Origin of the sequence: Pseudomonas sp. RA_35y_Pfl2_P32 (genome assembly GCF_963970735.1) — a bacterium.
Classification (GTDB): Bacteria; Pseudomonadota; Gammaproteobacteria; order Pseudomonadales; family Pseudomonadaceae; genus Aquipseudomonas.
In genome coordinates, this window is the sequence record NZ_CAXAQF010000010.1 from 166,489 (window position 1) to 192,608 (window position 26,120).

At 62.2% G+C, this 26,120-nt stretch carries 26 protein-coding genes; 12 read left to right on the forward strand and 14 right to left on the reverse strand.

Going from position 1 to position 26,120, the window contains the following annotated elements; genetic code table 11:
- The first annotated feature begins 23 nt into the window (after positions 1–23).
- From AACY45_RS12370 to AACY45_RS12390, 5 genes are all read left to right on the forward strand, one after another.
- Positions 24–1,517: an RNA polymerase factor sigma-54 gene (locus AACY45_RS12370; RefSeq protein WP_166588762.1), complete on the forward strand. Its 1,494-nt coding sequence runs from the start codon at positions 24–26 to the stop codon at positions 1,515–1,517.
- Positions 1,518–1,623: 106 nt separating this feature from the next.
- Positions 1,624–1,932: a ribosome hibernation-promoting factor, HPF/YfiA family gene (gene hpf / locus AACY45_RS12375; RefSeq protein ID WP_003178005.1), complete on the forward strand. Its 309-nt coding sequence runs from the start codon at positions 1,624–1,626 to the stop codon at positions 1,930–1,932.
- A gap of 12 nt (positions 1,933–1,944) precedes the next feature.
- Positions 1,945–2,409 (forward strand): PTS IIA-like nitrogen regulatory protein PtsN, encoded by a 465-nt coding sequence (gene ptsN, locus AACY45_RS12380; protein WP_339545743.1) that lies wholly within the window; start codon positions 1,945–1,947, stop codon positions 2,407–2,409.
- 2 nt (positions 2,410–2,411) lie between these two features.
- The gene (gene rapZ / locus AACY45_RS12385; RefSeq protein WP_339545744.1) at positions 2,412–3,269 is read left to right on the forward strand and encodes an RNase adapter RapZ; all 858 of its coding nucleotides are present in this window, start codon (positions 2,412–2,414) and stop codon (positions 3,267–3,269) included.
- A 15-nt stretch (positions 3,270–3,284) separates the two neighbouring features.
- On the forward strand, positions 3,285–3,557 hold the full coding sequence (locus tag AACY45_RS12390) for an HPr family phosphocarrier protein (protein WP_339545745.1): 273 nt from the start codon (positions 3,285–3,287) through the stop codon (positions 3,555–3,557).
- 47 nt (positions 3,558–3,604) lie between these two features.
- Here AACY45_RS12390 and AACY45_RS12395 read toward each other — a convergent pair whose 3' ends face one another.
- From AACY45_RS12395 to pmbA, 6 genes are all read right to left on the reverse strand, one after another.
- Positions 3,605–4,501, reverse strand: a complete 897-nt coding sequence (locus AACY45_RS12395) for a ZIP family metal transporter (protein WP_339545746.1) — start codon at positions 4,499–4,501, stop codon at positions 3,605–3,607.
- Positions 4,502–4,532: 31 nt separating this feature from the next.
- Positions 4,533–5,144, reverse strand: coding sequence for a superoxide dismutase (locus AACY45_RS12400; RefSeq protein WP_339545747.1), 612 nt, complete (start codon positions 5,142–5,144; stop codon positions 4,533–4,535).
- A gap of 1 nt (position 5,145) precedes the next feature.
- Complete coding sequence (locus tag AACY45_RS12405; protein WP_339545748.1) at positions 5,146–5,583, reverse strand: hypothetical protein; 438 nt, start codon at positions 5,581–5,583, stop codon at positions 5,146–5,148.
- Between the two features lie 27 nt (positions 5,584–5,610).
- Positions 5,611–6,987, reverse strand: coding sequence for a class II fumarate hydratase (locus tag AACY45_RS12410; RefSeq protein ID WP_339545749.1), 1,377 nt, complete (start codon positions 6,985–6,987; stop codon positions 5,611–5,613).
- Entirely contained in the window at positions 6,980–7,375 is a 396-nt protein-coding gene (locus AACY45_RS12415) for a FagA protein (protein ID WP_339545750.1), read from the reverse strand. The genes AACY45_RS12410 and AACY45_RS12415 overlap by 8 nt, the downstream gene beginning before the upstream one ends.
- Before the next feature lie 153 nt (positions 7,376–7,528).
- Positions 7,529–8,875: a metalloprotease PmbA gene (gene pmbA, locus AACY45_RS12420; protein WP_339545751.1), complete on the reverse strand. Its 1,347-nt coding sequence runs from the start codon at positions 8,873–8,875 to the stop codon at positions 7,529–7,531.
- Positions 8,876–8,983: 108 nt separating this feature from the next.
- Between pmbA and yjgA the strand changes: the two genes are divergently transcribed.
- On the forward strand, positions 8,984–9,508 hold the full coding sequence (yjgA, locus tag AACY45_RS12425) for a ribosome biogenesis factor YjgA (RefSeq protein WP_095169341.1): 525 nt from the start codon (positions 8,984–8,986) through the stop codon (positions 9,506–9,508).
- Between the two features lie 48 nt (positions 9,509–9,556).
- Here the strand turns inward: yjgA and tldD are convergent, their stop codons facing one another.
- The 8 genes from tldD to mreB all read right to left on the reverse strand — a co-directional run bounded on the left by tldD (position 9,557) and on the right by mreB (position 20,671).
- Positions 9,557–10,999: a metalloprotease TldD gene (tldD, locus tag AACY45_RS12430; RefSeq protein WP_095169340.1), complete on the reverse strand. Its 1,443-nt coding sequence runs from the start codon at positions 10,997–10,999 to the stop codon at positions 9,557–9,559.
- Positions 11,000–11,015: 16 nt separating this feature from the next.
- Positions 11,016–11,864, reverse strand: coding sequence for a carbon-nitrogen hydrolase family protein (locus tag AACY45_RS12435; protein WP_339545753.1), 849 nt, complete (start codon positions 11,862–11,864; stop codon positions 11,016–11,018).
- Between the two features lie 70 nt (positions 11,865–11,934).
- Positions 11,935–15,738 (reverse strand): YhdP family protein, encoded by a 3,804-nt coding sequence (locus AACY45_RS12440; protein WP_339545754.1) that lies wholly within the window; start codon positions 15,736–15,738, stop codon positions 11,935–11,937.
- Positions 15,739–15,807: 69 nt separating this feature from the next.
- A complete protein-coding gene (rng, locus tag AACY45_RS12445) occupies positions 15,808–17,265 on the reverse strand; it encodes a ribonuclease G (RefSeq protein WP_095169337.1) in 1,458 nt (485 codons plus the stop codon).
- Between the two features lie 45 nt (positions 17,266–17,310).
- Positions 17,311–17,928 carry a Maf family protein gene (locus tag AACY45_RS12450; protein WP_339545755.1) on the reverse strand — a complete coding sequence of 206 codons (618 nt, stop codon included), beginning with the start codon at positions 17,926–17,928 and terminating at the stop codon, positions 17,311–17,313.
- 43 nt (positions 17,929–17,971) lie between these two features.
- A complete protein-coding gene (gene mreD, locus AACY45_RS12455) occupies positions 17,972–18,454 on the reverse strand; it encodes a rod shape-determining protein MreD (RefSeq protein WP_339545756.1) in 483 nt (160 codons plus the stop codon).
- Complete coding sequence (mreC, locus tag AACY45_RS12460) at positions 18,454–19,491, reverse strand: rod shape-determining protein MreC (RefSeq protein ID WP_339545775.1); 1,038 nt, start codon at positions 19,489–19,491, stop codon at positions 18,454–18,456. Before mreC ends, mreD begins: the two co-directional genes overlap by 1 nt.
- A 142-nt stretch (positions 19,492–19,633) precedes the next feature.
- Positions 19,634–20,671 (reverse strand): rod shape-determining protein MreB, encoded by a 1,038-nt coding sequence (gene mreB / locus AACY45_RS12465; protein ID WP_002555108.1) that lies wholly within the window; start codon positions 20,669–20,671, stop codon positions 19,634–19,636.
- 210 nt (positions 20,672–20,881) lie between these two features.
- Here mreB and gatC point away from each other — a divergent pair, with 210 nt between their 5' ends.
- The 6 genes from gatC to AACY45_RS12495 all read left to right on the forward strand — a co-directional run bounded on the left by gatC (position 20,882) and on the right by AACY45_RS12495 (position 26,113).
- Positions 20,882–21,169 carry an Asp-tRNA(Asn)/Glu-tRNA(Gln) amidotransferase subunit GatC gene (gene gatC / locus AACY45_RS12470; protein ID WP_020297123.1) on the forward strand — a complete coding sequence of 96 codons (288 nt, stop codon included), beginning with the start codon at positions 20,882–20,884 and terminating at the stop codon, positions 21,167–21,169.
- A gap of 16 nt (positions 21,170–21,185) precedes the next feature.
- Positions 21,186–22,637 carry an Asp-tRNA(Asn)/Glu-tRNA(Gln) amidotransferase subunit GatA gene (gatA, locus tag AACY45_RS12475; RefSeq protein WP_339545757.1) on the forward strand — a complete coding sequence of 484 codons (1,452 nt, stop codon included), beginning with the start codon at positions 21,186–21,188 and terminating at the stop codon, positions 22,635–22,637.
- Positions 22,638–22,647: 10 nt separating this feature from the next.
- The gene (gene gatB / locus AACY45_RS12480) at positions 22,648–24,093 is read left to right on the forward strand and encodes an Asp-tRNA(Asn)/Glu-tRNA(Gln) amidotransferase subunit GatB (protein WP_339545758.1); all 1,446 of its coding nucleotides are present in this window, start codon (positions 22,648–22,650) and stop codon (positions 24,091–24,093) included.
- Between the two features lie 149 nt (positions 24,094–24,242).
- Complete coding sequence (locus AACY45_RS12485) at positions 24,243–24,614, forward strand: septal ring lytic transglycosylase RlpA family protein (protein WP_339545759.1); 372 nt, start codon at positions 24,243–24,245, stop codon at positions 24,612–24,614.
- Between the two features lie 48 nt (positions 24,615–24,662).
- On the forward strand, positions 24,663–25,724 hold the full coding sequence (locus AACY45_RS12490; protein WP_339545760.1) for a calcium/sodium antiporter: 1,062 nt from the start codon (positions 24,663–24,665) through the stop codon (positions 25,722–25,724).
- Positions 25,721–26,113: a carboxymuconolactone decarboxylase family protein gene (locus AACY45_RS12495; RefSeq protein ID WP_339545761.1), complete on the forward strand. Its 393-nt coding sequence runs from the start codon at positions 25,721–25,723 to the stop codon at positions 26,111–26,113. The genes AACY45_RS12490 and AACY45_RS12495 overlap by 4 nt, the downstream gene beginning before the upstream one ends.
- The last annotated feature ends 7 nt before the right edge of the window (positions 26,114–26,120 follow it).

A 26,120-nucleotide genomic window follows, 5' to 3' on the forward strand; every position in this document is an offset into this window, starting at 1 on the left:
GAATAAGGTGTTAAGCCCCAGCCATGAAACCATCGCTAGTCTTGAGAATGGGCCAGCAGCTGACGATGACACCGCAGCTGCAACAGGCCATCCGCCTGCTCCAATTGTCGACCCTGGACCTGCAACAGGAAATCCAGGAAGCCTTGGAGTCAAATCCAATGCTCGAACGCCAGGAAGAAGGCGACGACTTCGATAACGCCGACCCCATGGCGGACAACATCGAGCACAAACCCAACACCGACGTCCAGGAACCCTCCTACCAGGAAACCGCCCCCACGGTGGATAACCTCGAGGAAGGTGAATGGAACGAGCGCATTCCCAACGAACTACCGGTCGATACGGCCTGGGAAGACGTCTACCAGACCAGCGCCAGCAGTCTGCCCAGCAACGATGACGACGAGTGGGACTTCACCACCCGCACCTCCGCCGGCGAAAGCCTGCAGAGCCACCTGCTCTGGCAATTGAACCTGGCCCCGATGTCCGATACCGATCGCCTGATCGGCGTGACCCTGATCGACTGCATCAACAACCAGGGCTACCTGGACGAAACCCTCGAGGAGATCCTCGAGGCATTCGACCCGGAACTGGACATCGAGCTGGACGAAATCGAAGCCGTCCTGCACCGCATCCAGCAATTCGAGCCCGCCGGCATCGGCGCCCGCAACCTGGGCGAGTGCCTGTTGCTGCAATTGCGCCAACTGCCCGCCAAGACGCCTTGGCTGGCCGAGGCCAAGCGCCTGGTCAGCGATTACATCGACCTGCTCGGCAGCCGCGACTATAGCCAGTTGATGCGGCGCATGAAGCTCAAGGAAGACGAACTGCGCCAGGTGATCGAACTGGTCCAGAGCCTCAACCCGCGCCCCGGCTCGCAGATCGAGTCCAGCGAAGCCGAATACGTGGTGCCCGACGTGATCGTGCGCAAGGACAACGAGCGCTGGCTGGTGGAGCTGAACCAGGAGTCGGTACCGCGCTTGCGAGTCAACCCGCAGTACGCCGGTTTCGTCCGTCGCGCCGACACCAGCGCCGATAACACCTTCATGCGCAATCAACTGCAGGAGGCGCGCTGGTTCATCAAGAGCCTGCAAAGCCGCAATGAAACCCTGATGAAAGTCGCCACCCAGATCGTCGAGCACCAGCGCGGCTTTCTCGAATATGGCGACGAGGCGATGAAGCCGTTGGTCCTGCATGACATCGCCGAAGCGGTGGGCATGCACGAGTCGACGATTTCCCGGGTCACCACACAAAAGTTCATGCATACCCCGCGCGGTATCTATGAGCTGAAGTACTTTTTCTCCAGCCACGTCAGCACCTCTGAAGGCGGTGAATGCTCGTCCACGGCGATCCGCGCGATCATCAAAAAACTGGTTGCCGCGGAAAATCAGAAAAAGCCGTTGAGTGACAGCAAGATCGCTGGTTTACTGGAGGCACAAGGTATTCAGGTAGCCCGTCGTACCGTCGCCAAGTACCGTGAATCCCTCGGGATCGCGCCGTCGAGCGAACGCAAGCGATTGATGTAACGGGCCACGCCACCGCGTTCCAGGGTGTTTTCGAATTTTTCGCAGACACCCTAGTGGCAGGCAACTCGCCTGCCGCCTTATGCACTGGCAACGAAGGAGAAGCTGTATGCAAGTCAACATCAGTGGACACCAACTGGAAGTTACCGAACCTCTGCGCACCTACATCGGCGAAAAACTCGACCGGTTGGAGAGGCATTTCGACAAGATCACCAACGTGCAAGTCACGATGAACGTCGAGAAGCTGTTGCAGAAAATCGAAGCCACGCTGCATATCCCCGGCGGAGAAGTGGTCGCCAATGCCGAGCATACGGACATGTATGCCGCCATTGACCTGCTGACCGACAAGCTGGACCGTCAACTTAAAAAGCATAAGGAAAAGACCCAGAGCCTCCTCCAGGGCGCGACCGGTCGTTAACACCCCCATCCCATGATCCGACTTGAAAGCATCCTGACCCCCGGCCGTTCTTTGGTGAACGTGCCGGGCGGCAGTAAAAAACGCGCCCTCGAACAAATTGCCAACCTGATCGCCCGGGAAGTCCCGGATCTGGAGATGCAAGATGTCTTCGAGAGCCTGATCGCCCGTGAAAAACTCGGCTCGACCGGTTTTGGCAACGGCATCGCCATTCCTCACTGCCGTCTCAAAGGCTGCGAGTCGCCCATCAGCGCCTTGATGCACCTGGACGCACCTATTGATTTCGACGCCATCGACGGCGCCCCAGTCGACCTGCTGTTTGTTCTGCTGGTCCCACAGGCCGCCACCGATGCCCACCTGGAGCTGCTGCGCCAGATCGCCAGCATGCTGGATCGCAAGGAAGTACGCGACCGCCTGCGCAGCGCCAACAGCAGTGAAGCCCTGTACCAGGTCGTCCTGGACGAGCAAAACGGTCACTAATCATGCGCTTGATCATCGTCAGCGGCCGCTCCGGCTCCGGTAAAAGCACGGCCCTCAATGTACTGGAGGACAACGGCTACTACTGCATCGACAACCTGCCCGCCGGGCTGCTGCCGGAGTTGGCCGAACGCGCCCTGATTCACAACGAGCTGGTCCAGCCGTTGGTGGCCGTGTCGATCGATGCGCGCAACCTGCCGAGCCATTTGTCACGCTTCCCTGAATTGCTCGAAGAAGTGCGCAGCCGCCACATCCAATGTGATGTGCTGTTCCTCGATGCCGATGAAGAAACCCTGCTCAAGCGCTTCTCGGAAACCCGTCGACGCCACCCGCTGAGTAGCTCGCAGCGCTCGCTGGCCGAAGCCATCAAGGACGAGGCCAGCCTGCTGGAGCCGATTGCCGACCTGGCCGACCTCAAGCTCAACACCACCGATCTGAACCTCTACCAGTTGCGTGACACCATCAAGTTGCGCCTGCTCAATCAACCGGAGCCGGGTACGGCATTCCTGGTCGAGTCGTTCGGCTTCAAGCGCGGCATGCCCGTGGATGCCGACCTGGTATTCGATGTGCGCTGCCTGCCCAATCCTTACTGGAAGCCAGAGCTGCGCGCCCAATCCGGTCTGGACCAGCCGGTTGCCGAGTACCTGGCCGCTCAGCCGGATGTCGAAGAAATGTTTGATGACATCTCCAGCTACCTGCTCAAATGGCTGCCGCGCTTTGCCGCCAGTAACCGGGCCTACGTCACCATTGCCATAGGCTGCACAGGCGGGCATCACCGCTCCGTCTACCTGACTGAACGCCTGGGCCAGGTCCTGCAAAAATCCCTGAAGAACGTCCAGGTTCGCCACCGCGACCTTAGCTAAAGGATTCACACCGCGATGCCTGCTCTGGAAATTGAAATCATCAACAAACTGGGCCTGCACGCCCGCGCTTCAGCCAAGTTCGTCGGCGTAGCAGGTCAGTACCCTTGCCAGATCCGTGCAGGACGCACCCCGGAGTCGATGGTCGACGGCAAGAGCATCATGGCCATGATGATGCTGGCCGCAGGTAAAGGCACCCGCATCCACCTGAGCACCGAAGGCGAGCAGGGACAGGAAGCGCTGGACGCACTGGCGGCACTGATCAACAACTACTTCGACGAAGGCGAATAAGCGTGTAGCCGCTACCTATCCACAACGCCACAACGCCTGCCCCCCCCCTACCCCAACGCCGTATCCATCACCATCATCAGGCAAAACCCGATCAGCAAGCCCAGACTGGCGAGTTTCTCGTGGCCATTGCGGCGCGATTCGGGGATCACCTCATGAGTCACCACCAGCAGCATTGCCCCTGCGGCCAGGGCCAGGCCCAACGGCAGGACGACCTCCGCCAGGCTCACCAGCCAGGCACACAGCAGCGCAAACACAGGCTCGACCAGCCCTGATGCGGCGCCGATCAGGAAGGCCTTGAGCCGCGACATCCCGGCCCCGGCCAGCACCAACGCGATTACCAGCCCTTCCGGCACATCCTGCAAGGCAATGCCCATGGCCAGGCTGTCTGCGTCCGCCATGCCACCACCGGCCGAGACTCCCACCGCCATGCCTTCAGGAATGTTGTGGGCAATGATGGCGAACACGAACAACCAGATGCGGGGCGGGATGACCGGGCGCTCCTGGGTGCCCACCAGCATCTCGGGAGTAGCACCGGACATCTGCCGATCCACCACAAACAGCCCGAACGCCCCCAGCATGATGCCGCAGCAGATCAGGCCGCCGGCGGCCCAGGGTGACAGCCCCAGGCTTTCAGCGGCGGCGATTCCCGGCACGATCAGCGAAAAGGCCGTCGCCGCCAGCATCACCCCGGCGCCAAATCCCAGCAAGGTATCACTGAGCGCCACCGGCATCCGCCTGATCACCAGCACCGGCACCGCGCCCAGGGCCGTGCCCAGCGCGCAGATTGCCCCGCCCTGCAGGGCACGCATCAACTTGGGTTCGAGGTCAAGCCACGCCAGGCCATGGACGACCAGCAAGGCAGTCCCTGCCAGCAACAGGAGCGAGCCCAGCGCATAACGAAACATTCGCCCACTGCTGCTGATCGTCAGTGTTTCAGTGCCCATAAGTGGCCTTAGATCTTTATATAGGGAGGGCTCAAGCCAGCGCAGCCTGGTAACGCTGCGCCACTTCCGGCCAATGGATCACGTTGTAAAACGCATTGATGTATTCCGGGCGACGGTTCTGATAGCGCAGGTAATAGGCGTGCTCCCAGACATCCAGACCGAGGATTGGCGTATTGCCACTCATCAATGGACTGTCCTGGTTACCGCTGCTTTCCACCACCAGGGTCTTTTGCGGGGTGACACTCAACCACGCCCAGCCACTGCCGAAACGGCTCAGCGCAGCCTTGGTGAAGGCCTCCTTGAAACGGTCGAAACCACCCAATTGAGCATCGATCGCCTTGGCCAGCTCGCCTGCTGGCAGACCACCCCCGTTGGGCACCATGACCGCCCAGAACAATGAATGGTTGGCATGCCCGCCCCCCTGATTGATCACCGCGGCGCGCAGCTTTTCCGGCAATTGCTGGACACTGGCCACCAGGCGCTCCACCGGCCACTCGGCAAACTCGGTACCCTCCACTGCGGCATTGAGGTTGTTGATGTAGGTCTGGTGATGCTTGGTGTAGTGAATCTCCATGGTCTGCGCATCGATATGCGGTTCCAGGGCATCGTAGGCGTAAGGCAGGGCCGGCAAGGTAAAGGCCATTTTAATGAGCTCCATAATGAGCGCGCGCGGCATTGGGCTGCGCGGCGGTGTCGATGTGCAGCAAGCGGTGAGTACGTGGATATTCGCCGTACTCGCCGATGAACGTGAGCAGCTCGACATAGGTCTTGCTGCTTTGACGCAGTGCCGCCTCACGCAAGGCCGGCGCCTGCCGCGGGTCCTGCAGGGTCTGCAACAGCAATTGATGGATGGCGCACAGGTATTCGGCGCTTTCCTCCGGCTGGTTCAGGCGCAAGTGCAGGTCGGCAAGGTTGTGATGGGAGATCACGCAGGCGGCGACCGCTTCGTCCGCGTCCGCCCAACGAGCGAACAGCACCTGCGCCAGGGCCAGGGCCTGCAGATAGGCTTCGCGAGCATCGACCAACTCGCCCAGCATGAAGCAGCGGTTGGCCCTTTCGATCGTGCGTTTCCAATGCTCCATGGTGAGCCTCCTATGCGGTGACAGTGATTACACGCCGCCTGCGGTGAGCTTTTCCGGATTGAGCAGCTCTTCCAGTTGGCTTCGCGACAGGTCAGTGTGTTCAAGGGCTACATCGATCACCGGGCGACCTTGCTGGTAAGCGGTCTTGGCGATTTCGGCGGCCTTCTGGTAACCAATGATCGGGTTGAGCGCAGTGACCAGGATCGGATTGCGCGACAGGGCTTCCTTGAGCTTGGCCTCGTTGACCTTGAAGCTGGTTATCGCCTTGTCCGCCAGCAGGCGACTGGAGTTGGCCAACAGCTCGATGCTGCTCAGCAGGTTCTGGGCAATGATCGGCAGCATCACGTTCAGTTCAAAGTTGCCCGACTGCCCGGCCACCGTGATCACGCTGTCATTGCCGATCACCTGCGCGGCCACCATCGCGGTCGCCTCCGGAATCACCGGATTGACTTTGCCGGGCATGATCGATGAACCCGGCTGCAACCCTTCGAGCTCGATTTCACCGAGACCGGCCAACGGGCCCGAGTTCATCCAGCGCAGGTCGTTGGCGATCTTCATCAGCGATACAGCGGTCGCCTTGAGCTGCCCGGACACCGCCACGGCAGTGTCCTGGGAGCCGATCAGCGCAAACAGGTCCTTGCCCGGGGTGAACGGTACGTTGGTCAGGGTGCTCAGTTGCTGACTGAAACGTGCCGCGAACTGCGGGTGCGCATTGATCCCGGTACCCACCGCCGTGCCGCCCTGGGCGAGGGATTGCAGGGCCGGCAACAGGTTGTGCAAATGCCCGATGTTGGCCTTGAGCTGCTGCGCCCAACCGTTGAGCACCTGGCTCATGCGCACGGGCATGGCGTCCATCAGGTGGGTACGCCCGGTCTTGATGAACGGGTGAACCTGCTCAGCCTTGCGCTCGATCACCTGCACCAGGTGGTCAAGCGCCGGCAGCAGTTGTTCATGCAGCGCCAGCGCGGCGCTGACGTGGATGGTGGTCGGAATGATGTCATTGCTGCTCTGGCCGCAATTGACGTGGTCATTGGGGTTGATCGGCTCGCCCAGCAGGCGACTGGCCAGGGTGGCCAATACTTCATTGGCGTTCATGTTGGAACTGGTGCCGGAGCCGGTCTGGAAAATATCCACCGGGAAGTGCGGCATGAAATCCCCTTCGAGCAGACCCTGGGCCGCATCGACAATCGCCTTGCCCTGGGCTTCGCTCAACTGCTGGAGTTCCACGTTGGCCTTGGCGGCGGCCGCCTTGGCGAGGATCAGCGCGCGAATGAACTGCGCCGGCATGCGCTGGCCGCTGATGGGAAAGTTGTCCACCGCGCGCTGGGTCTGTGCGCCATACAACGCGCCTACCGGGACTTGCAACTCACCCATGCTGTCACGTTCGATACGGGTATTACTCATCGGGAAATCCTTGCACCAGTTCAATGAGGGGAATGGAGGGCAACAACTCGCAGGTCGCCAGTTGCCAGGTGTAGCGTTGCCAGCGCTTGAGCCGGCACTTGCACAAAGACAGGCGCTCCAGGTCCCGCAGCGGTCGCCAGGCCTGGTCCAGGCAGAGGCTGCGCCAATGCCAGGGCAAGGCGACATCGGCAGCGGTGTCGAGCAGCAATCGAAATGAGGTTTCAGCGACGGTCCAGGCCGAAGTGGCCGTACAACAGGACAGATACCGGCCTTCGGCCAAGTAGTGTTCGATCAGGCGCGGTTCGTCAGGATCCAGCGCGCAACGGATCTGACGACTCATCCAGCGCCAGCTTTCGAGGTAAGGCTGCTCGTGCAAGGCAGAACTCATGACCCAGGCTCATTCGATAATGAGATTTATTATTAGATGATAATGAGAACCAAAACAACCCCGTGACTGACGCAGAACTCATTGTGGAAGTCGGGCGCATAAAAAAGGCGCGCCATCCGATGGGATGGCGCGCCTTTTGTGAAACGCTGAGGTTTAGCTGCCCGCTACCGTCATCCGCTCGATCAGTACCGAGCCGGTGCGAATATTGCTGCGCAATTCCAGGTCGTTACCCACCGCCACGATCTGCTTGAACATGTCGCGCATGTTGCCGGCAATCGTCACCTCCTGGACCGCGAACTGGATTTCGCCGTTCTCGACCCAGAACCCCGCCGCACCCCGGGAGTAGTCACCGGTCACCATGTTCAGGCCATGGCCCATCAACTCGGTCACCAGCAGGCCGCGACCCATGCGCCGCAACAGCGCTGCCTGGTCTTCATCACCATGGGTGACGAACAGGTTGTGTACACCACCGGCGTTGGCGGTGCTCGGCATGCCCAACTTGCGGCCGGAATAGGTACCCAGCACATAGGACACCAACTCGCCGTTTTCGACGAATGGCTTGGCATAGGTAGCCAGGCCATCTCCGTCGAACGCCGAACTGCCCATGGCGCGCATCAAGTGCGGGCGCTCATCGATGGTCAGCCACTCAGGAAACAGTTTTTGCCCCAGTGCGCCTTCGAGGAACGACGACTTGCGGTACAGGTTGCCGCCGGAGATCGCCCCCAGGAAACTGCCAAACAGGCCGCCCGCCAGTTCGGCGGAGAACAGCACCGGCACTTCACAGGTCGGCACCGGCCGCGCGCCCAGCCGGCTGGCAGCCCGCTGCGCAGCGCGCTGGCCGATGCTCAGTGGATCGGCCAGCAGGCTGCCCTGGCGATTGACGTCATACCAGTAGTCACGCTGCATCTGGCCGTCCGCCTCGGCGATCATCACGCAACTGAGGCTGTGGCGGGTCGACGCATAACCACCGATGAAGCCATGGCTGTTGCCATACACCCGGCAACCCTGGTGCGTGCTCAGGGTAGTGCCATCGGCATTCTTGATCCGGCTGTCGGCGGCAAAGGCGGCGGCTTCGCACGCCAGGGCTTTTTCGATCGCCTGCTCAGGGGTGATGTCCCAGGCGTGGAACAGGTCGAAGTCCGGCAGGTCCTTGGCCATCAGTGCGGCATCGGCCAGGCCCGAGTGTTCGTCTTCAGAGGTGTGCTTGGCGATCGCCAGCGCCGCGGCGACGGTTTCGCGAATCGCTTCGGGACCACTGGCCGAGGTACTGGCCGAGCCTTTGCGCTGGCCGACATACAGGGTGATGCCAAAGCCCTGGTCGCGGTTGAACTCGACCGTTTCGACTTCCCGCTGGCGCACCGACGTCGACAGGCCCTGCTCCAGAGACACAGCCACTTCGCAGGCACTGGCACCCTGGCGCTTGGCTTCGGCAATGATCTGCTCGACTTGCTCTTGCAGTGCCGGCAACGCTTGTGGGCCGACGCTTTCAACTGCACTCATGCTGTTCTCCACTCAAATTCTGCTTTCGGTTAAGGCCATCGAGCGACCGGGCCGGACAAGCGGCCCCCGACTGGTTATCATGGCGGCGTTTCTTTGCGGACGGCCACCATGGTTGATTCTTACGACGACTCCCTCGATACGGGAGAAAAAAGCAAATCCCAGGTCAAACGTGAGCTGCATGCTCTGGTTGACCTTGGCGAGCGCCTTACAACACTCAAGCCTGACTTGCTGGCAAAACTGCCTTTGACCGACGCCTTGCGCCGGGCTCTGGCCGATGCGCCCAAGCACACCGCGAATATCGCGCGTAAACGGCACCTGCAGTTCATTGGCAAGCTGATGCGCGATCAGGACACCAGTGCCATCCTGGTACTGCTGGACCAACTCGACGCCTCCACTCGCCAATACAACGAACGTTTCCACGGTCTGGAACGCTGGCGTGATCGCTTGATCGCCGGCGACGACGCGGTCCTGGAAAAATTCGTCATCGAGTACCCGGACGCGGACCGCCAGCAATTGCGCTCCTTGATCCGTCAGGCTCAGCACGAGGTTGCGCAAAACAAACCTCCTGCTTCCAGCCGTAAAATCTTCAAATACATCCGCGAGCTGGACGAGACACAACGCGGCCTGCGTTGAACCTCGTCGCGGAGGGGTTGCCTGGCAACCCATCCGCAGCTCCATCCCTTACGCGCCCGTGCCACCCACGGTGATCGCGTCGATTTTCAACGTTGGCTGGCCGACACCCACCGGCACCGACTGTCCATCTTTGCCACATGTCCCTACTCCACTGTCCAGCGACAGGTCGTTACCGACCATCGACACCCGACTCATGGCTTCCGGCCCGTTCCCGATCAGGGTTGCGCCCTTGACCGGCGCGGTAATCTTGCCGTCCTCGATCAGGTACGCCTCGCTGGTGGAAAACACGAACTTGCCGCTGGTGATGTCGACCTGGCCACCGCCGAGGTTGGCGCAATAGATGCCTTTCTTCACCGAAGCGATGATTTCTGCCGGATCGCTTTCGCCACCGAGCATGTAGGTATTGGTCATGCGGGGCATCGGCAGGTGCGCATAGGATTCACGACGACCGTTGCCGGTACGTGCCACGCCCATCAGGCGCGCATTGAGCTTGTCCTGCATGTAGCCTTTGAGCACGCCGTTCTCGATCAGGGTGGTGCACTCGGTCGGCGTGCCTTCGTCATCGACGCTCAACGAGCCACGGCGACCGGCCAGGGTGCCGTCGTCGACAATGGTGCATAGCTTCGAGGCGACCATCTCGCCCATGCGGCCGCTGTAGGCCGAACTGCCCTTGCGGTTGAAGTCGCCTTCCAGGCCGTGGCCCACCGCTTCGTGCAGCAACACCCCGGACCAGCCCGAGCCCAGCACGACTGGCAAGGTGCCGGCCGGCGCCGGAATCGCTTCCAGGTTCACCAGCGCCTGGCGCAAGGCCTCGCGGGCGTAGCCCATGGCGCGGTCTTCGGCCAGGAAGTAGCGGTAGTCGGTGCGCCCGCCGCCGCCGTGGCCACCTCGTTCACGACGGCCGTTCTGTTCGACGATCACGCTGACGTTGAAGCGCACCAGGGGCCGCACATCCGCCGCCAGGCCACCGTCGGTGGAGGCCACCAGGATCCGCTCCCAGACCCCGGCCATGCTCACGGTGACTTGCTGGATGCGCGGATCGAGCGCGCGCGTGGCCACGTCGATGCGCTTGAGCAGTTCGACTTTTTCCGCGCGGCTCAGCACTTCCAATGGGTTATCCGGGGCGTACAGCTGGGCGACGTCCTGGGTGGTAAAGGCCTGTACTGTGCCGTTCTGACCGGCGCGGGAAATCGAACGGGCCGCACGAGCCGCCAGGCCCAGGGCTTCCAAGGTGATGGCGTTGCTGTAGGCAAAACCGGTCTTTTCACCCGATTGCGCCCGCACCCCCACGCCCTGATCCAGATTGAAGCTGCCTTCCTTGACGATGCCGTCTTCCAGCGCCCAGGACTCGGAGATCTGTCCCTGGAAATACAAGTCGGCGGCATCGATGCCCGGCCCCGCCAGGTCACCCAGCACGCTTTGCAGGTTCTCGATGGTCACGCCGCCTGGCGCTAGCAGATGTTCACTGACTGAGGACAACAACTCGCTCATAGGTTTACGCCTTAATTCAACGTTCTGAGGCAGGTCGCTGTGCGCCCTGCGAGAAAAAGCGCCGGTGACTGGACACCGGCATCCGCGCCCGGATGGACGCCTGTTCGCTGCTATCACGTTCGGCCAGCAGCACGGCCTCGCCTTGGTCCTGCTGGGCCAGCACGCGACCCCAGGGGTCGACAATCGCGGCGTGACCAAAGGTCTCGCGCGGTCCCGGGTGTGTACCACCCTGTGCGGCCGCCAGCACATAACACTGGGTCTCGATGGCCCGCGCCCGGATCAGCACCTCCCAGTGGGCCGCGCCGGTCACCGCGGTAAACGCTGCGGGGGCGGTAATCAGCTCAGCCCCGGCGGCGCGCAATTCGCTGTACAGCTCGGGGAAGCGCAAGTCGTAGCACACCGTCAGGCCAACCCGGCCCACCGGCGTCTGGGCAACCACCACCGCACTGCCATGAGCATAGTCATCGGATTCACGGTAGCGCCCCCGATTGTCCGCCACATCGACATCAAACAGATGCAGTTTGTCGTATCGCGCTACGGTTTCGCCCTGCTCATCGATCAACAATGAACACGCATTGGCCTTAGCCTGGGGTTGATCCCGCGGCGGCAACGGCAGGGTGCCGGCCACTATCCATAACTTGAGGTCGCGGGCGGTCTGTTTCAACCAGGGCAGGATCGGGCCATCGCCCAGCGCCTCGGCACGGCCAAGATCAGCAACGTCGCGTCGGCCCATGGCGGCAAAGTTTTCCGGCAACACGGCCAGGCGTGCACCACCTTCGGCGGCCTGTTCGAGCAACTTACGGGCCTGGGCAAGGTTGGCCAGGACATCGCTCTGGCTAACCATTTGAATCACCGCAAGAGACATGGCGCACTCCGTTTCAGGTATGCGGCCATGCTACTCCATAGGCCCTTGGCGTGCGTTCGGAAAAAGCGCCTCAAAAAGGTTTTTCAAAGGTGATCTTCGGCTCTTTCACCGGGCCCTTGACGGTGTACTTGACGCTGGCAAATCGGGCCACACGATCACCGATCAGTTTATCGATCAGGAACAACGCGCCGCCCACGGCCGGCGCGCCGACGATCAGCGCGGCAATCGGCAGGTTGTTGGTCAACGGCAGGGTGACCAACAGATTGGCATCGATCCGGTCAGCGACCATGTCCAGGGTGCCGTTGAGTTCCAGGTTGCTTGAGGGACCGGTCAGGGTGATCGGCTCGCGGGTGACATACACCCCGTTGCTGGCGACCAGCAGCCCCTTGACCCGGTCGTAGCTCAAGCCCTTGTCGAACAGGTCGGAGAAGTCCAGGCGCAAACGTCGGCCAATCGAGTTGAAGTTGAGCAGGCCGAACACCCGCAGCGCCTGTGCACCACCCTCGACTTCGACCATCTGCCCCTTGTTCAGCGTGGCATCCAGGCTGCCGGAGTAGCGTTTTACCCCAACCCAGGCCGGTGAACCGGGCCACCGCCCGTCGATATCCAGATGGAAGTTGTTACTGGTTACCGTCGGCGCAAACCCCCAGCCCTTGAGCACATCCGCGAGGTTCTTGCCTTCAAGCCGGCCTTTGTACCAACTGCTGGTGGCGCCCGGCACGCCTTCCCAGCCGCCCGCCCCCTGCAACTGCATGCCTTTGAGGCCCAGGTTCATGCTGTTAAACGCCAGCCCCTTGGCAATCGGCCGCACTTTCAGGGACCAGGCACCTACCAGGTCCTTGCCCTGAAACAGCTGAGCAATATAGATGTCCAGGGCCGGGACCTTGGTCGGGTCGACCGAGGCCAGCGGGTCCGGGGCGTTTTCGTCGGCCTGCACCGCAGGGTCCGGCGCCGGCAGGCGCACGTACTGCAGGTTCACGGCAATCGGTGCGCCCTTGGCATCGGGCAGCCCGACCGTGCCCTTGACCTGCTGGCTATCGAGTTGCAGCCCCCAGGCCGCCGGCTTGCGATCCAGTTGTACCCGCGCCTGATCCAGGGTCGTGCCGAACCCCGTGAGCTTACCGACCCGGAAATCGGCGCCGCTGAGCAACTGTTTCGCACTGCCGCCCGGATCCTGCCCAGCATAACGATCGACCAGGGCCTTCCAGGGCTCCACATCCAGCTCCGAGAGCACACCACGGATACGCAGGCCCTTGGCACCCGGCAACACCGCGCTGCCGCTGCCGAGGAACAACTCACCGCGACCCTCGGCGAAATTGCTCGCTGGCGCGGCGAAGGTGAAGTCCGCGAGGTCGCCGTAGTCGAGCCAGTAACGCCGCTCCGCGCCTTGCAGGGTCATGCGAAACACCGTGTCGCGGCCTTGTGCCGCCGGCATGCCAAAGGGGGCTGGCAAATCAACGGCGACGCCCTTGAGGCTGGAGCTGACCATCAACTGGCTGTCGGCTCCGTCAAGATTGAGCTGCAACTGATACGGGATATTGCCGGTAACCGGCAGCGGCTGGGTAACCTTGAGCCACTCCGTGAGCTTGTTTACCGTGACCTGGCCGGACGCGGTGACTCGGGTATTGAGCTTGCCACCCTTGCCATCGGCAAAAATCCGCGCGCTCACTGGCCGGTCGAAGGCCCGCGCGGTAATGCCCTGGCCACTCAGGCCTTTGCTGCTGTCAAAGCGGAAATCGCCCTTGAGCTGGGTCAGTTCCAGTTCCGGCTCGCTGAGCTTGAGGCGAGCCTTGGCGGTCTTGAAGTCCACCAGGATCTTCGGCTCCTCGCCCTGCTCCAGCGGGATATCGATCTTCAGTTTGCCTTGCAGGTCACCCTCGCCCTGCCAACCGGCGAAGGTCGGACCGGTGCCGATCGGCGCTTCCTGGAGAATTTTCAGGCCATCACCCAGGCCACCGGCAAAGTCACCATCGATGTACAGGTGGCTGTTCATGCCAGTAGGCACGTGGGGAATATTGACGAACACATCGCGCACCTGGGTATCGAGCAATTGCCCTTTGCTGGCCAGGATCCGCACGCCACTGTCCTCGACGAACACATCGCCACTGATCTTGCTCAGGTGCGGCCAGCCCGGCTGGAATGCCAGTTCCGCGTCGTGCACCCTGAAGAACAGGCTGATGCTGCGTGCCGCCTCGACCGCATCGTGATTCAGCGCCCCCTGGTACTGGAAGAACCCCTCATCGACCGCGCCCTTGAGAATGGCGGTGCGCAGCCATTCGTCCAAGCCGGGACTGAGGACCGTGGGCAAGTACTTGGCGGTGTAGCGCCCGTCTCCCTCCAGCAGGCCGACCCGCAGGTCCATGTAGTCTTCCTGGGCGGGATCGAAGTGCAGGCGGATCAGGAAATCACCGGCAATCTTGCCCTCTTCTCCCAGCACCTTCAGGTACGGCGCAATCAAGGTGAAGCCTTGCTTGTCGAGCTTCCAGGTCAACCGCGCGTTGGCCTGGATGTACTGCCATGGCTTGGCGAAGATCGGGTCCAGGTGCAGGGAGAAATCCTTGCTGTCCATGCGCAGCTCGCCCTGCCCGAGGTCGCCGCTGATGCTCCCGGACACGTTACGGGCCGCGGGCGCACCGTGATAGGCATCAAAGCCGACCTGCTGCAGATTGGCGGCGAAGCTGAATTTGCTGTCGTCGGTGGCTTCGGGGCGGATATCGAGCAATACGTTGCGCAAGGTACCGGTGACCTTGAGTCGCTCCACCGCCGTGGCAACCCCTTCGGGCAGTGGCCCCAGGGCATTGAGGATCGGGGTGATGGGGGTCAGGTCGAGGCGATCGGCCTCCAGGTGCCAGAGTTCCTGGGCTTTATCCGTGCTGGCGGTCTGCTGCAATTGCAGGCGGGTTTCCCAGCGGGTTTCACCCAGGTTCAGGGCCAACGAGTCCAGGCTCAGCCTGAAACCTTCGGCGCTGCGCTGGAAATAGCCATTGAGCGCCAGATTGTTGATCTGCACCGGCTTGCGCTCGGCGTAGGCGCCCTTGAATTGCGGGGCATTGAGGCGGACCGCGGCCCTTTGCAAGGCGCCCTTGCCCCAGGTTGCCCACAACTCGCCCCCAGCCCTGATCTGGGAAAACTGCCATTGCTGGGTGATTCTCGCTGGCAGCCAGCGCGCCCAATCACTTTGCGGCAGGCTCAGGTAGGCGTCGACCTCGGCGTCTTTCCATTGGCTGGCGCGAATCCGGCTGCGCAGGCTCATGGCCAGCGGTTGGCCGTCGGGCAAGGTCAACCGCGCGTCGAGGCGCTGCCGGCTGCTGCCCGTCTTGAGGTTCAGGCCAACGTAGGTCAGGGCCAGCGGCGGCTGGTCCAGTGGCTGCAGAGTGATCTGGCTGTCGAGCACCGACAGCTGGGCAACCCTCTGCATCTGGTTGAGCAGTTGCTCGGGGTCCAGCGGCTTGTCTTGCTGCACCGGCAGGCCTTCGAGCGACCATTGGCCGTCGGCACCTTCCTTGAGGCTGATCTTCAGGCCATTGAGTTCCAGGTGCTGGATGCGCACCGCCTGCGACAGCAGGCTGTCCCAGACATTGGGCACCACCCGCACCTGGTCCAGGTGCAGGGCATTGACGCCCTCCCCGACCGTTACATCGTGGGCCAACAGGACCGGCGACATGCCGCTCCAGCGCCCTTCCAGGCTGCCGATCTGCAGGGGCATGCCGAGCGCTTCACGGGCTTTGGTCTCGACCTCGGTCCGATACTCGGCCACCAGCGGAAACAATTCCCGCCCCAGGTTGACGTAGAGCGCGACCAGCACCAGCAGCAACGCGCAAAGCCCCAGCCCCCAGCGGGTCAGCGTGCCCAGAATGCGGATCAGACGTTCCATGTCAGTGGGTTCCCATGGAAAACAGGTTTCGCGAGTGCAGACCTGCCATCAGCCGCACTACGCAGCGATTCAGAGCAACACCACGTCGTATTGTTCCTGGGAGTACATGGTCTCTACCTGGAACCGGATGGTGCGCCCGATAAACCCTTCCAGCTCGGCGACGTTGCCCGACTCTTCGTCCAGCAGCCGGTCGACCACTTTCTGGTTGGCCAGCACCCGATAACCTTCGGCCTGATAGGCCCGGGCTTCGCGCAGGATCTCGCGGAAGATCTCATAGCACACGGTTTCTGGCGTCTTGAGCTTGCCCCGGCCCTGGCAACTGCTGCAGGGCTCGCACAGGACCTGCTCGAGGCTTTCACGGGTGCGCTTGCGCGTCATCTGCACCAGGCCCAACTCGGTGATCCCGATGATGTTGGTCTTGGCGTGATCACGCTCCAGTTGCTTCTCCAGCGTGCGCAGCACCTGGCGCTGGTGCTCTTCATCTTCCATGTCGATGAAGTCGATGATGATGATCCCGCCCAGGTTGCGCAGGCGCAGTTGCCGGGCAATCGCGGTCGCCGCTTCCAGGTTAGTCTTGAAGATAGTCTCTTCGAGGTTGCGGTGCCCGACGAATGCACCGGTGTTGACGTCGATGGTGCTCATCGCCTCTGCCGGGTCGACCACCAGGTAGCCGCCGGACTTGAGCGGCACCTTGCGCTCCAGGGCTTTCTGGATTTCGTCTTCGACGCCATACAGGTCAAAGATCGGCCGCTCGCCGGGGTAGTGCTCGAGGCGGTCGGCAATTTCCGGCATCAATTCGGCGACGAACTGCGTGGTCTTCTGGAAGGTTTCCCGCGAGTCGATGCGGATCTTCTCGATCTTCGGGCTGACCAGGTCGCGCAGGGTACGCAGGGCCAGGCCGAGGTCTTCGTAGATCACGTTAGGCGCACCGACGGTCTTGATCTGCGCGCCGATCTGGTCCCACAGGCGCCGCAGGTAGCGGATATCCATGAGGATCTCGTCGCCACCCGCGCCTTCGGCAGCGGTGCGCAGGATGAAGCCGCCGGCTTCCTTGATGCCTTCCTTGGCCACGCAATCGGTGACCACCTGCTTGAGGCGCTCGCGCTCGGCTTCGTCCTCGATCTTCAGCGAAATACCGACATGGGCGGTGCGCGGCATGTACACCAGGTAGCGCGAAGGAATCGACAGTTGGGTGGTCAGGCGTGCACCTTTGGAGCCGATCGGGTCCTTGGTGACCTGCACCACCAGGCTCTGGCCTTCATGCACCAGGGCGCTGATGCTCTCGACCGCCGGCCCCTCGCGCAGGGAGATTTCCGAGGCGTGGATGAACGCGGCGCGATCCAACCCGATATCGACGAACGCCGCCTGCATCCCCGGCAGAACCCGCACGACCTTGCCTTTGTAAATGTTGCCGACGATGCCGCGCTTCTGGGTACGCTCGACGTGCACCTCTTGCAGGACACCGTTTTCGACCACCGCCACGCGGGATTCCATCGGCGTGATGTTGATCAGAATCTCTTCACTCATGGCAGGATCTCGTTCAGGCATGTTCACGATTATGGCCGCATCAAGTCAGTACGGCGCAGAGCGCGCGATAAGGGTTTGCCAACAGGGTATGCCGAAATGGCCGAGCAGCTCGCAGGTTTCGCACAGGGGCAGGCCAACCACGGCGGAGTAGCTGCCATTGAGCCCGCTGACGAAGACCGCCCCGAGCCCTTGAATACCGTAGCCACCAGCCTTGTCCAGGGGTTCGCCGCTGGCCCAGTAGGCGCTGGCCTCGGCCTGGTCGATGGGACGAAAGCGCACCAGGCTGCGCACCACGCGCGACTCGCAACGCTGGCCATCGAGCAGGGCAATGGCGGTCAGCACTTCATGCTCGCGCCCGGCCAGGCCCAGCAACATCGCCTGCGCCTCGGCTTGATCCCGTGGTTTGCCAAGAATCCGGCCATCGAGCACCACGGCGGTGTCGGCACCCAGCACACATGCCGGGCCGGCAGATTGCTCGACCGTGAGCGCGGCGTAACCCGCCCGGGCCTTGCCGCGCGCCAGGCGCTCGACATAGGCCGCAGGGGACTCGTCAGTCAGAGGGGTTTCATCGATGTCCGCGCTGATGGCGGTAAACGGCACGCCGATCTGCGTCAGCAGCTCACGGCGGCGTGGCGAACCTGAGGCAAGGTAGAGCGCAATCATCAAGACATCTCCCTGTCGAGGTGCGGGCAAATGCCTGACCGAATTAATTGATTTTGAAGCGGCGGCTCAACCCACGCAATCCGAAGCTGACCCAGGGCCAGAGCAACGCGCTGATCAACGCCGGCAAGAGCACCGCCAGCGTCTGCCGGTTACCGGTCAGGGCGCTGAGCCACAGTTGCAGTAACTGCGCGAGCCCCAGGATCACCATGATCACCAGGCTCTGCTGCCACATCGGGAACATCCGCACCCGCTGTTGCAGGGTCAGGATCAAAAAGGTGATCAGGGTCAGGATCAACGCGTTGTGCCCCAGCAACGTGCCAAACAGTACGTCCTGGGCGATCCCCAGGCAGAAGGCACTGAGCATCCCGACTTTCTGCGGCATTTCCAAGGCCCAGTAGGCCAGTGGCAAGGCGAGGAACATCGGACGCAAGATCTCGACATGGGGAAAGGGCACGACGCTGAGCAGCAAGCCGATGGCGAATGTCAGCCAGATGATCCAGCCATTACGGGAGCGGGTACTGGTCATTATTCTCTACCCCGGGTCGTGGCTGCGGGTGTGGCCGCGGGCGGCTTGGGGGCGACTGGCTTGGGCGCAGTCACGGGAGCTGCGACCGGTGCCGCGGGTGCCGCCACCGGCGGTGCAGCCGCAGGTGCTGGCGCCGGTACGACGACGGCACTGCCGGCATGCTGATCCTGCACATCCTGGGCTTGCGCGGCTTCGTTGGCACGCTCTTCCGGGGTACGACCGTCGCTGAAGACCAGCAGCATGTAGCGGCTGCGATTGAGCGCCGCCGTCGGCACGGCCCGCACAATGGCGAACGGCTGGCCCGAGTCGTGGATCACTTCCTTGACCGTGGCCACCGGGTAGCCCGCCGGGAAACGCTGGCCCAGGCCAGAGCTGACCAGCAGGTCGCCTTCCTTGATGTCCGCGGTGTCCGCCACGTGCCGCAACTCCAGACGCTCTGGGTTGCCGGTACCGCTGGCGATGGCGCGCAAGCCGTTACGGTTGACCTGCACCGGAATGCTGTGGGTGGTGTCGGTCAGCAGCAACACCCGCGAGGTGTAGGGCATCAGCTCCACCACCTGGCCCATCAGGCCCCGGGCATCGAGCACTGGCTGCCCCAGCACCACGCCGTCACGCTCACCTTTGTTAATGATGATGCGATGGGTGAACGGGTTGGGGTCGACGCCGATCAACTCGGCCACTTCGACCTTTTCATTGACCAGTGCGGAGGAGTTGAGCAACTCGCGCAGCCGAACGTTCTGCTCGGTCAGGGCCGCCAGCTTCTGCATGCGCCCCTGCAACAGCAGGTTTTCGGTCTTGAGTTTCTCGTTTTCGGCGACCAGCTCGGTGCGGCTGCCAAACTGACTGCTCACGCCTTGCCATAAACGCTCAGGCAGGTCGGTGACCCAATAGGCGTCCATCAAGACCCGCGACATCTGACTGCGCGCAGGCTTGAGAACGTCAAAACGGGCATCCACCACCATCAAGGCGACCGATAGCACAGCCAGCACCAGAAAGCGCACGCCCAATGAGGGGCCCTTGGTGAAAAGCGGTTTAATAAGCCGCTCCTCCCAGGCAAATGTTCTGTTTATTCATACGGCATCAAACCGGCCTGGATGCAGACTGACAGAAGATAAACGCCAACAGGCAGCACTGCAAAGTGCTGCCTGTGCGTGAACAGCATAGAGGCGTCCGGCGAACTTACTCGCTGGAGAGCAGATCCATGGTGTGCTTATCCATCATTTCCAATGCACGGCCACCGCCGCGAGCAACACAGGTCAGCGGGTCTTCGGCGACGATCACCGGCAGGCCGGTTTCCTGGGCCAGCAGCTTGTCGAGGTCACGCAGCAAGGCGCCACCACCGGTCAGCACCAGGCCACGCTCGGCGATATCGGACGCCAGCTCTGGCGGCGATTGCTCCAGCGCGCTCTTGACCGCCTGCACGATAGTCGCCAGGGACTCTTGCAGGGCTTCGAGCACTTCATTGGAGTTCAGGGTAAAGGCACGTGGAACGCCTTCAGCCAGGTTACGGCCGCGAACATCGACTTCGCGTACTTCACCGCCCGGGTAGGCAGTCCCGATTTCCTGCTTGATGCGCTCAGCGGTGGATTCACCGATCAGGCTGCCGTAGTTGCGGCGCACGTAGGTGATGATGGCTTCGTCGAAGCGGTCGCCACCAACCCGTACGGATTCGGCGTAGACCACACCATTGAGGGAGATCAGCGCGATTTCAGTGGTACCGCCACCGATATCGACCACCATCGAACCGCGCGCTTCTTCAACCGGCAGGCCGGCACCGATCGCAGCCGCCATTGGCTCTTCGATCAGGAATACTTCACGGGCACCAGCCCCCAGGGCCGACTCACGGATGGCACGACGCTCAACCTGGGTGGATTTGCAAGGAACGCAGATCAACACACGAGGACTTGGCTGCAAAAAGCTGTTTTCGTGAACCTTGTTGATAAAGTACTGCAGCATCTTTTCGCAGACGCTGAAGTCGGCGATTACGCCGTCTTTCATCGGACGAATGGCAGCAATGTTGCCCGGCGTACGACCCAGCATGCGCTTGGCCTCGGTGCCGACAGCAACAACACTTTTCTGGTTACCGTGCGTCCGAATGGCCACAACCGATGGCTCATTCAGGACGATACCGCGCTCGCGCACGTAAATAAGGGTGTTGGCAGTGCCCAGGTCAATGGAAAGATCGCTGGAAAACATGCCACGCAGTTTCTTGAACATGGGGAAGGGACCCTAGGCAACGCGTGGGTAAAAAAGTGCGGCAAACTCTAACAACGACAGGGATTTTGGGCAAGGCGCCAATATGTTAAATTGGCAGCTTTTCCGTGCACCAACCCCCACAATCGCGGCCTTATGACCGTAGAAATGCGGTAGTGTTCCGACAATCTAACACACGGACGACCTCCGTTTTGTTTTCCACTGGAGAATCCCATGGCGCTTGAACGCTCCGACGTGGAAAAAATCGCTCATTTGGCCTGTCTTGGCCTCAATGAAGCCGATCTTCCACATATCACTTCGGCCCTGAACAGCATTCTCGGGCTGGTCGACGAAATGCAGGCGGTCGATACCGACGGTATCGAACCGCTGGCCCACCCCCTGGAAGCCAGCCAGCGCCTGCGTGCAGACGTTGTCACCGAGTCCAATCACCGCGAGGCCTATCAGTCCATCGCACCAGCGGTCGAAAACGGCCTGTACCTGGTTCCGAAAGTCATCGACTAAAGGGAAAGAGCCTGCAATGCATCAATTGACTCTGGCCGAGATCGCCCGCGGACTCGCCGACAAGAAGTTTTCCTCCGAAGAGCTGACCCGTGTCCTGCTGGCGCGTATCGCCCAACTGGACCCGCAGCTCAACAGTTTCATCAGCCTCACCGAAGAGCTGGCGCTGCAGCAGGCGCAAGCCGCCGACGCACGCCGCGCCAAGGGTGAGACCGGGGCCTTGTTGGGCGCGCCGATCGCCCACAAGGACCTGTTCTGCACCCAGGGTATCCGCACCAGCTGCGGCTCGAAGATGCTCGACAACTTCAAGGCCCCGTACGACGCCACCGTGGTCGCCAAGCTGGCCGCCGCCGGCGCCGTGACCCTGGGCAAGACCAACATGGACGAATTCGCCATGGGCTCGGCCAACGAGTCGAGCTACTACGGCGCCGTGAAGAACCCGTGGAACCTGGAGCACGTGCCAGGCGGCTCTTCCGGTGGTTCGGCCGCCGCCGTTGCCGCCCGCCTGCTGCCAGCGGCCACCGCCACCGACACCGGTGGATCTATCCGACAGCCGGCAGCCTTCACCAACCTCACCGGGCTGAAGCCGACGTACGGTCGTGTTTCGCGCTGGGGCATGATCGCCTACGCCTCCAGCCTCGATCAGGGTGGCCCGTTGGCCCGCACCGCTGAAGACTGCGCAATTTTGTTGCAAGGTATGGCCGGCTTCGATGCGAACGACTCCACCAGCATCGACGAACCCGTGCCGGACTACAGCGCCAGCCTCAACGGCTCGCTGCAGGGCCTGCGCATCGGCGTGCCGAAGGAGTACTTCAGCGAAGGTCTCGACCCGCGCATCGCCGAACTGATCCACAACAGCGTCAAGGAGCTGCAAAAGCTCGGCGCAGTGGTCAAGGAAATCAGCCTGCCGAACATGCAGCCCGCCATTGCGGCGTACTACGTGATCGCCCCCGCCGAAGCCTCGTCCAACCTGTCGCGTTTCGACGGCGTGCGGTTCGGCTACCGCTGCGAAGACCCGAAAGACCTGACCGACCTGTACAAACGTTCGCGCGGCGAAGGTTTTGGTGCCGAAGTCCAGCGCCGGATCATGGTCGGTGCCTATGCCCTGTCCGCCGGTTACTACGACGCCTACTACCTGAAGGCGCAAAAGATCCGTCGCCTGGTCAAGAACGACTTCATGGCCGCCTTCAATGAGGTCGACATCATCCTCGGCCCCACCACGCCCAACCCGGCCTGGAAACTCGGCGCCAAGAACAGCGACCCGGTCGCTGCGTACCTGGAAGACGTCTACACCATCACCGCCAACCTCGCGGGCCTGCCTGGCCTGTCGATGCCCGCCGGTTTTGTCGATGGCTTGCCGGTCGGCGTGCAACTGCTCGCCCCGTATTTCCAGGAAGGCCGCTTGCTCAACGTTGCGCACCAGTATCAGTTGAACACTGACTGGCACACCCGCACCCCGACAGGCTTCTGAGGAGAAACACATGCAATGGGAAGTTGTGATCGGGCTGGAGATTCATACCCAGCTCGCCACCCAATCGAAGATTTTCTCCGGCAGCGCCACCACCTTCGGTTCCGAACCGAACACCCAGGCCAGCCTGGTAGACCTGGGCATGCCCGGCGTACTGCCGGTGCTGAACCAGGAAGCGGTGCGCATGGCGGTGATGTTCGGCCTGGCGATTGACGCCGAAATCGGCCAGCACAGCGTGTTCGCCCGCAAGAACTACTTCTACCCGGACCTGCCCAAGGGCTACCAGATCAGCCAGATGGAGTTGCCGATCGTCGGCAAGGGCTACCTGGATATCCCTCTGGAAGACGGCACCATCAAACGTGTCGGCGTGACCCGCGCGCACCTGGAAGAAGATGCTGGCAAGAGCCTGCACGAAGAATTCAACGGTGCCACCGGCATCGACCTGAACCGTGCCGGCACCCCGCTGCTGGAGATCGTTTCCGAGCCGGACATGCGCAGCGCCAAGGAAGCCGTGGCCTACGTCAAGACGATCCATGCGCTGGTCCGTTACCTGGGCATCTGCGACGGCAACATGGCCGAAGGCTCGCTGCGTTGCGACTGCAACGTGTCGGTGCGGCCCAAAGGCCAGGTCGAGTACGGCACCCGCTGCGAGATCAAGAACGTCAACTCGTTCCGTTTCATCGAGAAGGCGATCAACACCGAAGTGCGTCGCCAGATCGAACTGATCGAAGACGGCGGCAAGGTGATCCAGCAGACGCGCCTGTACGATCCGAACAAAGACGAAACCCGCGCCATGCGCAGCAAAGAGGAAGCCAACGACTACCGTTACTTCCCCGATCCGGACCTGTTGCCGGTGGTGCTCGAGGACGCGTACCTCAACGATATCCGCGCCACCCTGCCTGAATTGCCGCCGCAAAAACGCGAGCGCTTCCAGGAGCAGTTCGGCCTGTCGGTCTACGATGCCAGCGTCCTGGCGTCGAGCCGCGAACAAGCCGACTACTTCGAAAAAGTGGTGAGCATTGCCGGAGACGCCAAACTGGCGGCCAACTGGGTCATGGTTGAACTGGGCAGCCTGCTGAACAAGCAAGGCCTGGAAATCGACGCAGCACCGGTATCGGCCGAGCAACTGGGCGGCATGCTGTTGCGGATCAAGGACAACACCATCTCCGGCAAGATCGCCAAGACTGTGTTCGAAGCCATGGCCAACGGTGAAGGCAGCAGCGACGAGATCATCGACAAGCGCGGCCTCAAGCAAGTCACCGACAGCGGCGCGATCTCGGCCGTGCTCGATGAAATGCTCGCGGCCAATGCCGAGCAGGTTGAACAGTACCGCGCGGCAGACGAAGCCAAACGCGGCAAGATGTTCGGCTTCTTCGTCGGCCAGGCCATGAAAGCCTCCAAAGGCAAGGCCAACCCGCAACAGGTCAACGAACTGCTGAAAAGCAAACTCGAAGGCTGATAACAATGGAGCCAGCAGTCAAAACTGGCTCCCCTCCCTGTGGGAGCGAGCTTGCTCGCGATGGCGATTGGGCATTCAACCTTGCGTTGACTGCCCAATCGCCATCGCGAGCAGACGCAGCTCCCACACTTGTTGCAGGGTTCCTTTAAATGAAACGTCTGCTTAGCGCCTGCGCCCTGCTCTCCCTGCTGGCCGGCTGTGCCAGCCACGACGTAGACCCCCGGGGCTACGACGAAACCGGAACCGCGTCCTACTACGGCGCCAAACACCACGGCAAACGCACCGCCAGCGGCGAACCGTTTGACCAGTACGCCATGACCGCCGCCCACCGCCGGTTGCCCTTCGGCACACGGGTGAAGGTCACCAACCTGAAAAACGACAAGAGTGTGGTGGTCCGTATCAATGACCGCGGCCCCCATATCCGTGGCCGCCTGATCGACGTGTCACGCGGTGCCGCCGACAAGCTGGGCATGCTGCGCAGCGGCACTGCACGGGTTCGCGTGCAAGCCTTGAACAACTGACCGGGAGCCGCGACCATTTCCGGATTAGCCCAATTACCCCTGCCGAACGTGCTGCAACTGCTCTGCGCCCTGCTCTTGCTGATCGCCGGTGCCGAGTTGCTGGTGCGCGCGGCCGTGCGCCTGGCGGCTCACCTCAGGGTCCGGCCGCTGATCATCGGCCTGAGCATGGTCGCGTTCGGCAGCAGCGCGCCGCAGATGGCCGTGAGCCTGCAAGCCGCCCTCGGACACAGCACCGACATCGCCGTCGGCAGCGTGATCGGCAGCAACATCTTCAACATCCTGGTGACCCTCGGCCTGTCGGCGCTGATCATCCCCTTGCGGGTTGCCCGGCAACTGGTACGCCTCGACATCCCATTGCTGATCGGTGCCAGCCTGCTGCTGCTCGCCCTGGCCTGGAACGAACAACTGAGCGCCCTCGATGGGGGTGTGCTGCTGGCTGCGCTGGCGCTGTACCTGGGTCTGCTGTGGCGCCAGTCGCGGCCCACCGGCGGCCCGCCTCGGCCGACAACCGACGCGGCGCGCGCGCCCTGGTTGAGCAGCGCCCTGCTGATGCTCGCCGGACTGGGCCTGCTGGTGTTCGCCGGCCACTTGCTGCTCGGCGCGACGGTGGCATTGGCCAGTGAACTGGGCTTGTCCGAGCGCATCATTGGTCTGACCATCGTCGCCGTCAGCACCTCCCTGCCCCAGTTCGCCACCTCGCTGATTGCCGCGCTGCGCGGCCAGCGAGACATCGCCGTGGGCAACGTGATCGGCGGCAACCTGTTCAACCTGCTGGGGGTCCTGGGGATCACCGCCCTGGTGGCGCCGGCGCCGCTGTCGGTCTCACCCAATGCCCTGGATTTCGATCTGCCGGTGATGCTCGGTGTCACCCTGCTGTGCTTGCCCGTGTTCTATTCCGGCTACCGCATCACCCGCGCCGAGGGCCTGTTGTTCCTTGCCCTGTACCTGGCATACGGGCTGCATGTGGTGTCGTTCACCACCGGCATGCCGCTGGCCGGCAAGCTGGAACAACTGATGCTGGTTTTCGTCTTGCCGGCCCTGCTGGCTTTTTTACTGTTCACATCGGTGCGCGCCTGGCGCCGCCAACACAACAAAAGAGAATCGCCATGACCGACTCCGCAAACTCCAGCAAACCTACCGGTATCGAAGTCCGCCGCCAGGTCATGGGCGACGCCTTCGTCGACCGCTCCATGGGCAATGCCACCGACCTGACCCGACCGTTCCAGGAGTTCGTCAATGAACACGCCTGGGGGGCGGTGTGGAACCGTGGCGGCCTGGAGTTGAAAACCCGCAGCCTGATCACCCTCGCCGCCCTCACCTCGCTCAAGTGCCCACAGGAACTCAAGGGACACGTACGCGGGGCGCTGAACAACGGTTGCACGGTGGACGAGATTCGCGAAACCCTGATGCATTGCGCGGTCTACGCCGGCGTGCCGGCGGTGATGGAAGCCTTCCGCGCCGCGCAGGAAGTGATCGACAGCTACCAGAAGCCTGAATGACCCTGCT

Coding starts and splice junctions, on each gene's coding strand:
- AACY45_RS12370 (WP_166588762.1), top strand. CDS start 24: ATGAAACCATCGCTAGTCTTGAGAATGGGCCAGCAGCTGACGATGACA.
- hpf (WP_003178005.1), top strand. CDS start 1,624: ATGCAAGTCAACATCAGTGGACACCAACTGGAAGTTACCGAACCTCTG.
- ptsN (WP_339545743.1), top strand. CDS start 1,945: ATGATCCGACTTGAAAGCATCCTGACCCCCGGCCGTTCTTTGGTGAAC.
- rapZ (WP_339545744.1), top strand. CDS start 2,412: ATGCGCTTGATCATCGTCAGCGGCCGCTCCGGCTCCGGTAAAAGCACG.
- AACY45_RS12390 (WP_339545745.1), top strand. CDS start 3,285: ATGCCTGCTCTGGAAATTGAAATCATCAACAAACTGGGCCTGCACGCC.
- AACY45_RS12395 (WP_339545746.1), bottom strand. CDS start 4,501: ATGGGCACTGAAACACTGACGATCAGCAGCAGTGGGCGAATGTTTCGT.
- AACY45_RS12400 (WP_339545747.1), bottom strand. CDS start 5,144: ATGGCCTTTACCTTGCCGGCCCTGCCTTACGCCTACGATGCCCTGGAA.
- AACY45_RS12405 (WP_339545748.1), bottom strand. CDS start 5,583: ATGGAGCATTGGAAACGCACGATCGAAAGGGCCAACCGCTGCTTCATG.
- AACY45_RS12410 (WP_339545749.1), bottom strand. CDS start 6,987: ATGAGTAATACCCGTATCGAACGTGACAGCATGGGTGAGTTGCAAGTC.
- AACY45_RS12415 (WP_339545750.1), bottom strand. CDS start 7,375: ATGAGTTCTGCCTTGCACGAGCAGCCTTACCTCGAAAGCTGGCGCTGG.
- pmbA (WP_339545751.1), bottom strand. CDS start 8,875: ATGAGTGCAGTTGAAAGCGTCGGCCCACAAGCGTTGCCGGCACTGCAA.
- yjgA (WP_095169341.1), top strand. CDS start 8,984: ATGGTTGATTCTTACGACGACTCCCTCGATACGGGAGAAAAAAGCAAA.
- tldD (WP_095169340.1), bottom strand. CDS start 10,999: ATGAGCGAGTTGTTGTCCTCAGTCAGTGAACATCTGCTAGCGCCAGGC.
- AACY45_RS12435 (WP_339545753.1), bottom strand. CDS start 11,864: ATGTCTCTTGCGGTGATTCAAATGGTTAGCCAGAGCGATGTCCTGGCC.
- AACY45_RS12440 (WP_339545754.1), bottom strand. CDS start 15,738: ATGGAACGTCTGATCCGCATTCTGGGCACGCTGACCCGCTGGGGGCTG.
- rng (WP_095169337.1), bottom strand. CDS start 17,265: ATGAGTGAAGAGATTCTGATCAACATCACGCCGATGGAATCCCGCGTG.
- AACY45_RS12450 (WP_339545755.1), bottom strand. CDS start 17,928: ATGATTGCGCTCTACCTTGCCTCAGGTTCGCCACGCCGCCGTGAGCTG.
- mreD (WP_339545756.1), bottom strand. CDS start 18,454: ATGACCAGTACCCGCTCCCGTAATGGCTGGATCATCTGGCTGACATTC.
- mreB (WP_002555108.1), bottom strand. CDS start 20,671: ATGTTCAAGAAACTGCGTGGCATGTTTTCCAGCGATCTTTCCATTGAC.
- gatC (WP_020297123.1), top strand. CDS start 20,882: ATGGCGCTTGAACGCTCCGACGTGGAAAAAATCGCTCATTTGGCCTGT.
- gatA (WP_339545757.1), top strand. CDS start 21,186: ATGCATCAATTGACTCTGGCCGAGATCGCCCGCGGACTCGCCGACAAG.
- gatB (WP_339545758.1), top strand. CDS start 22,648: ATGCAATGGGAAGTTGTGATCGGGCTGGAGATTCATACCCAGCTCGCC.
- AACY45_RS12485 (WP_339545759.1), top strand. CDS start 24,243: ATGAAACGTCTGCTTAGCGCCTGCGCCCTGCTCTCCCTGCTGGCCGGC.
- AACY45_RS12495 (WP_339545761.1), top strand. CDS start 25,721: ATGACCGACTCCGCAAACTCCAGCAAACCTACCGGTATCGAAGTCCGC.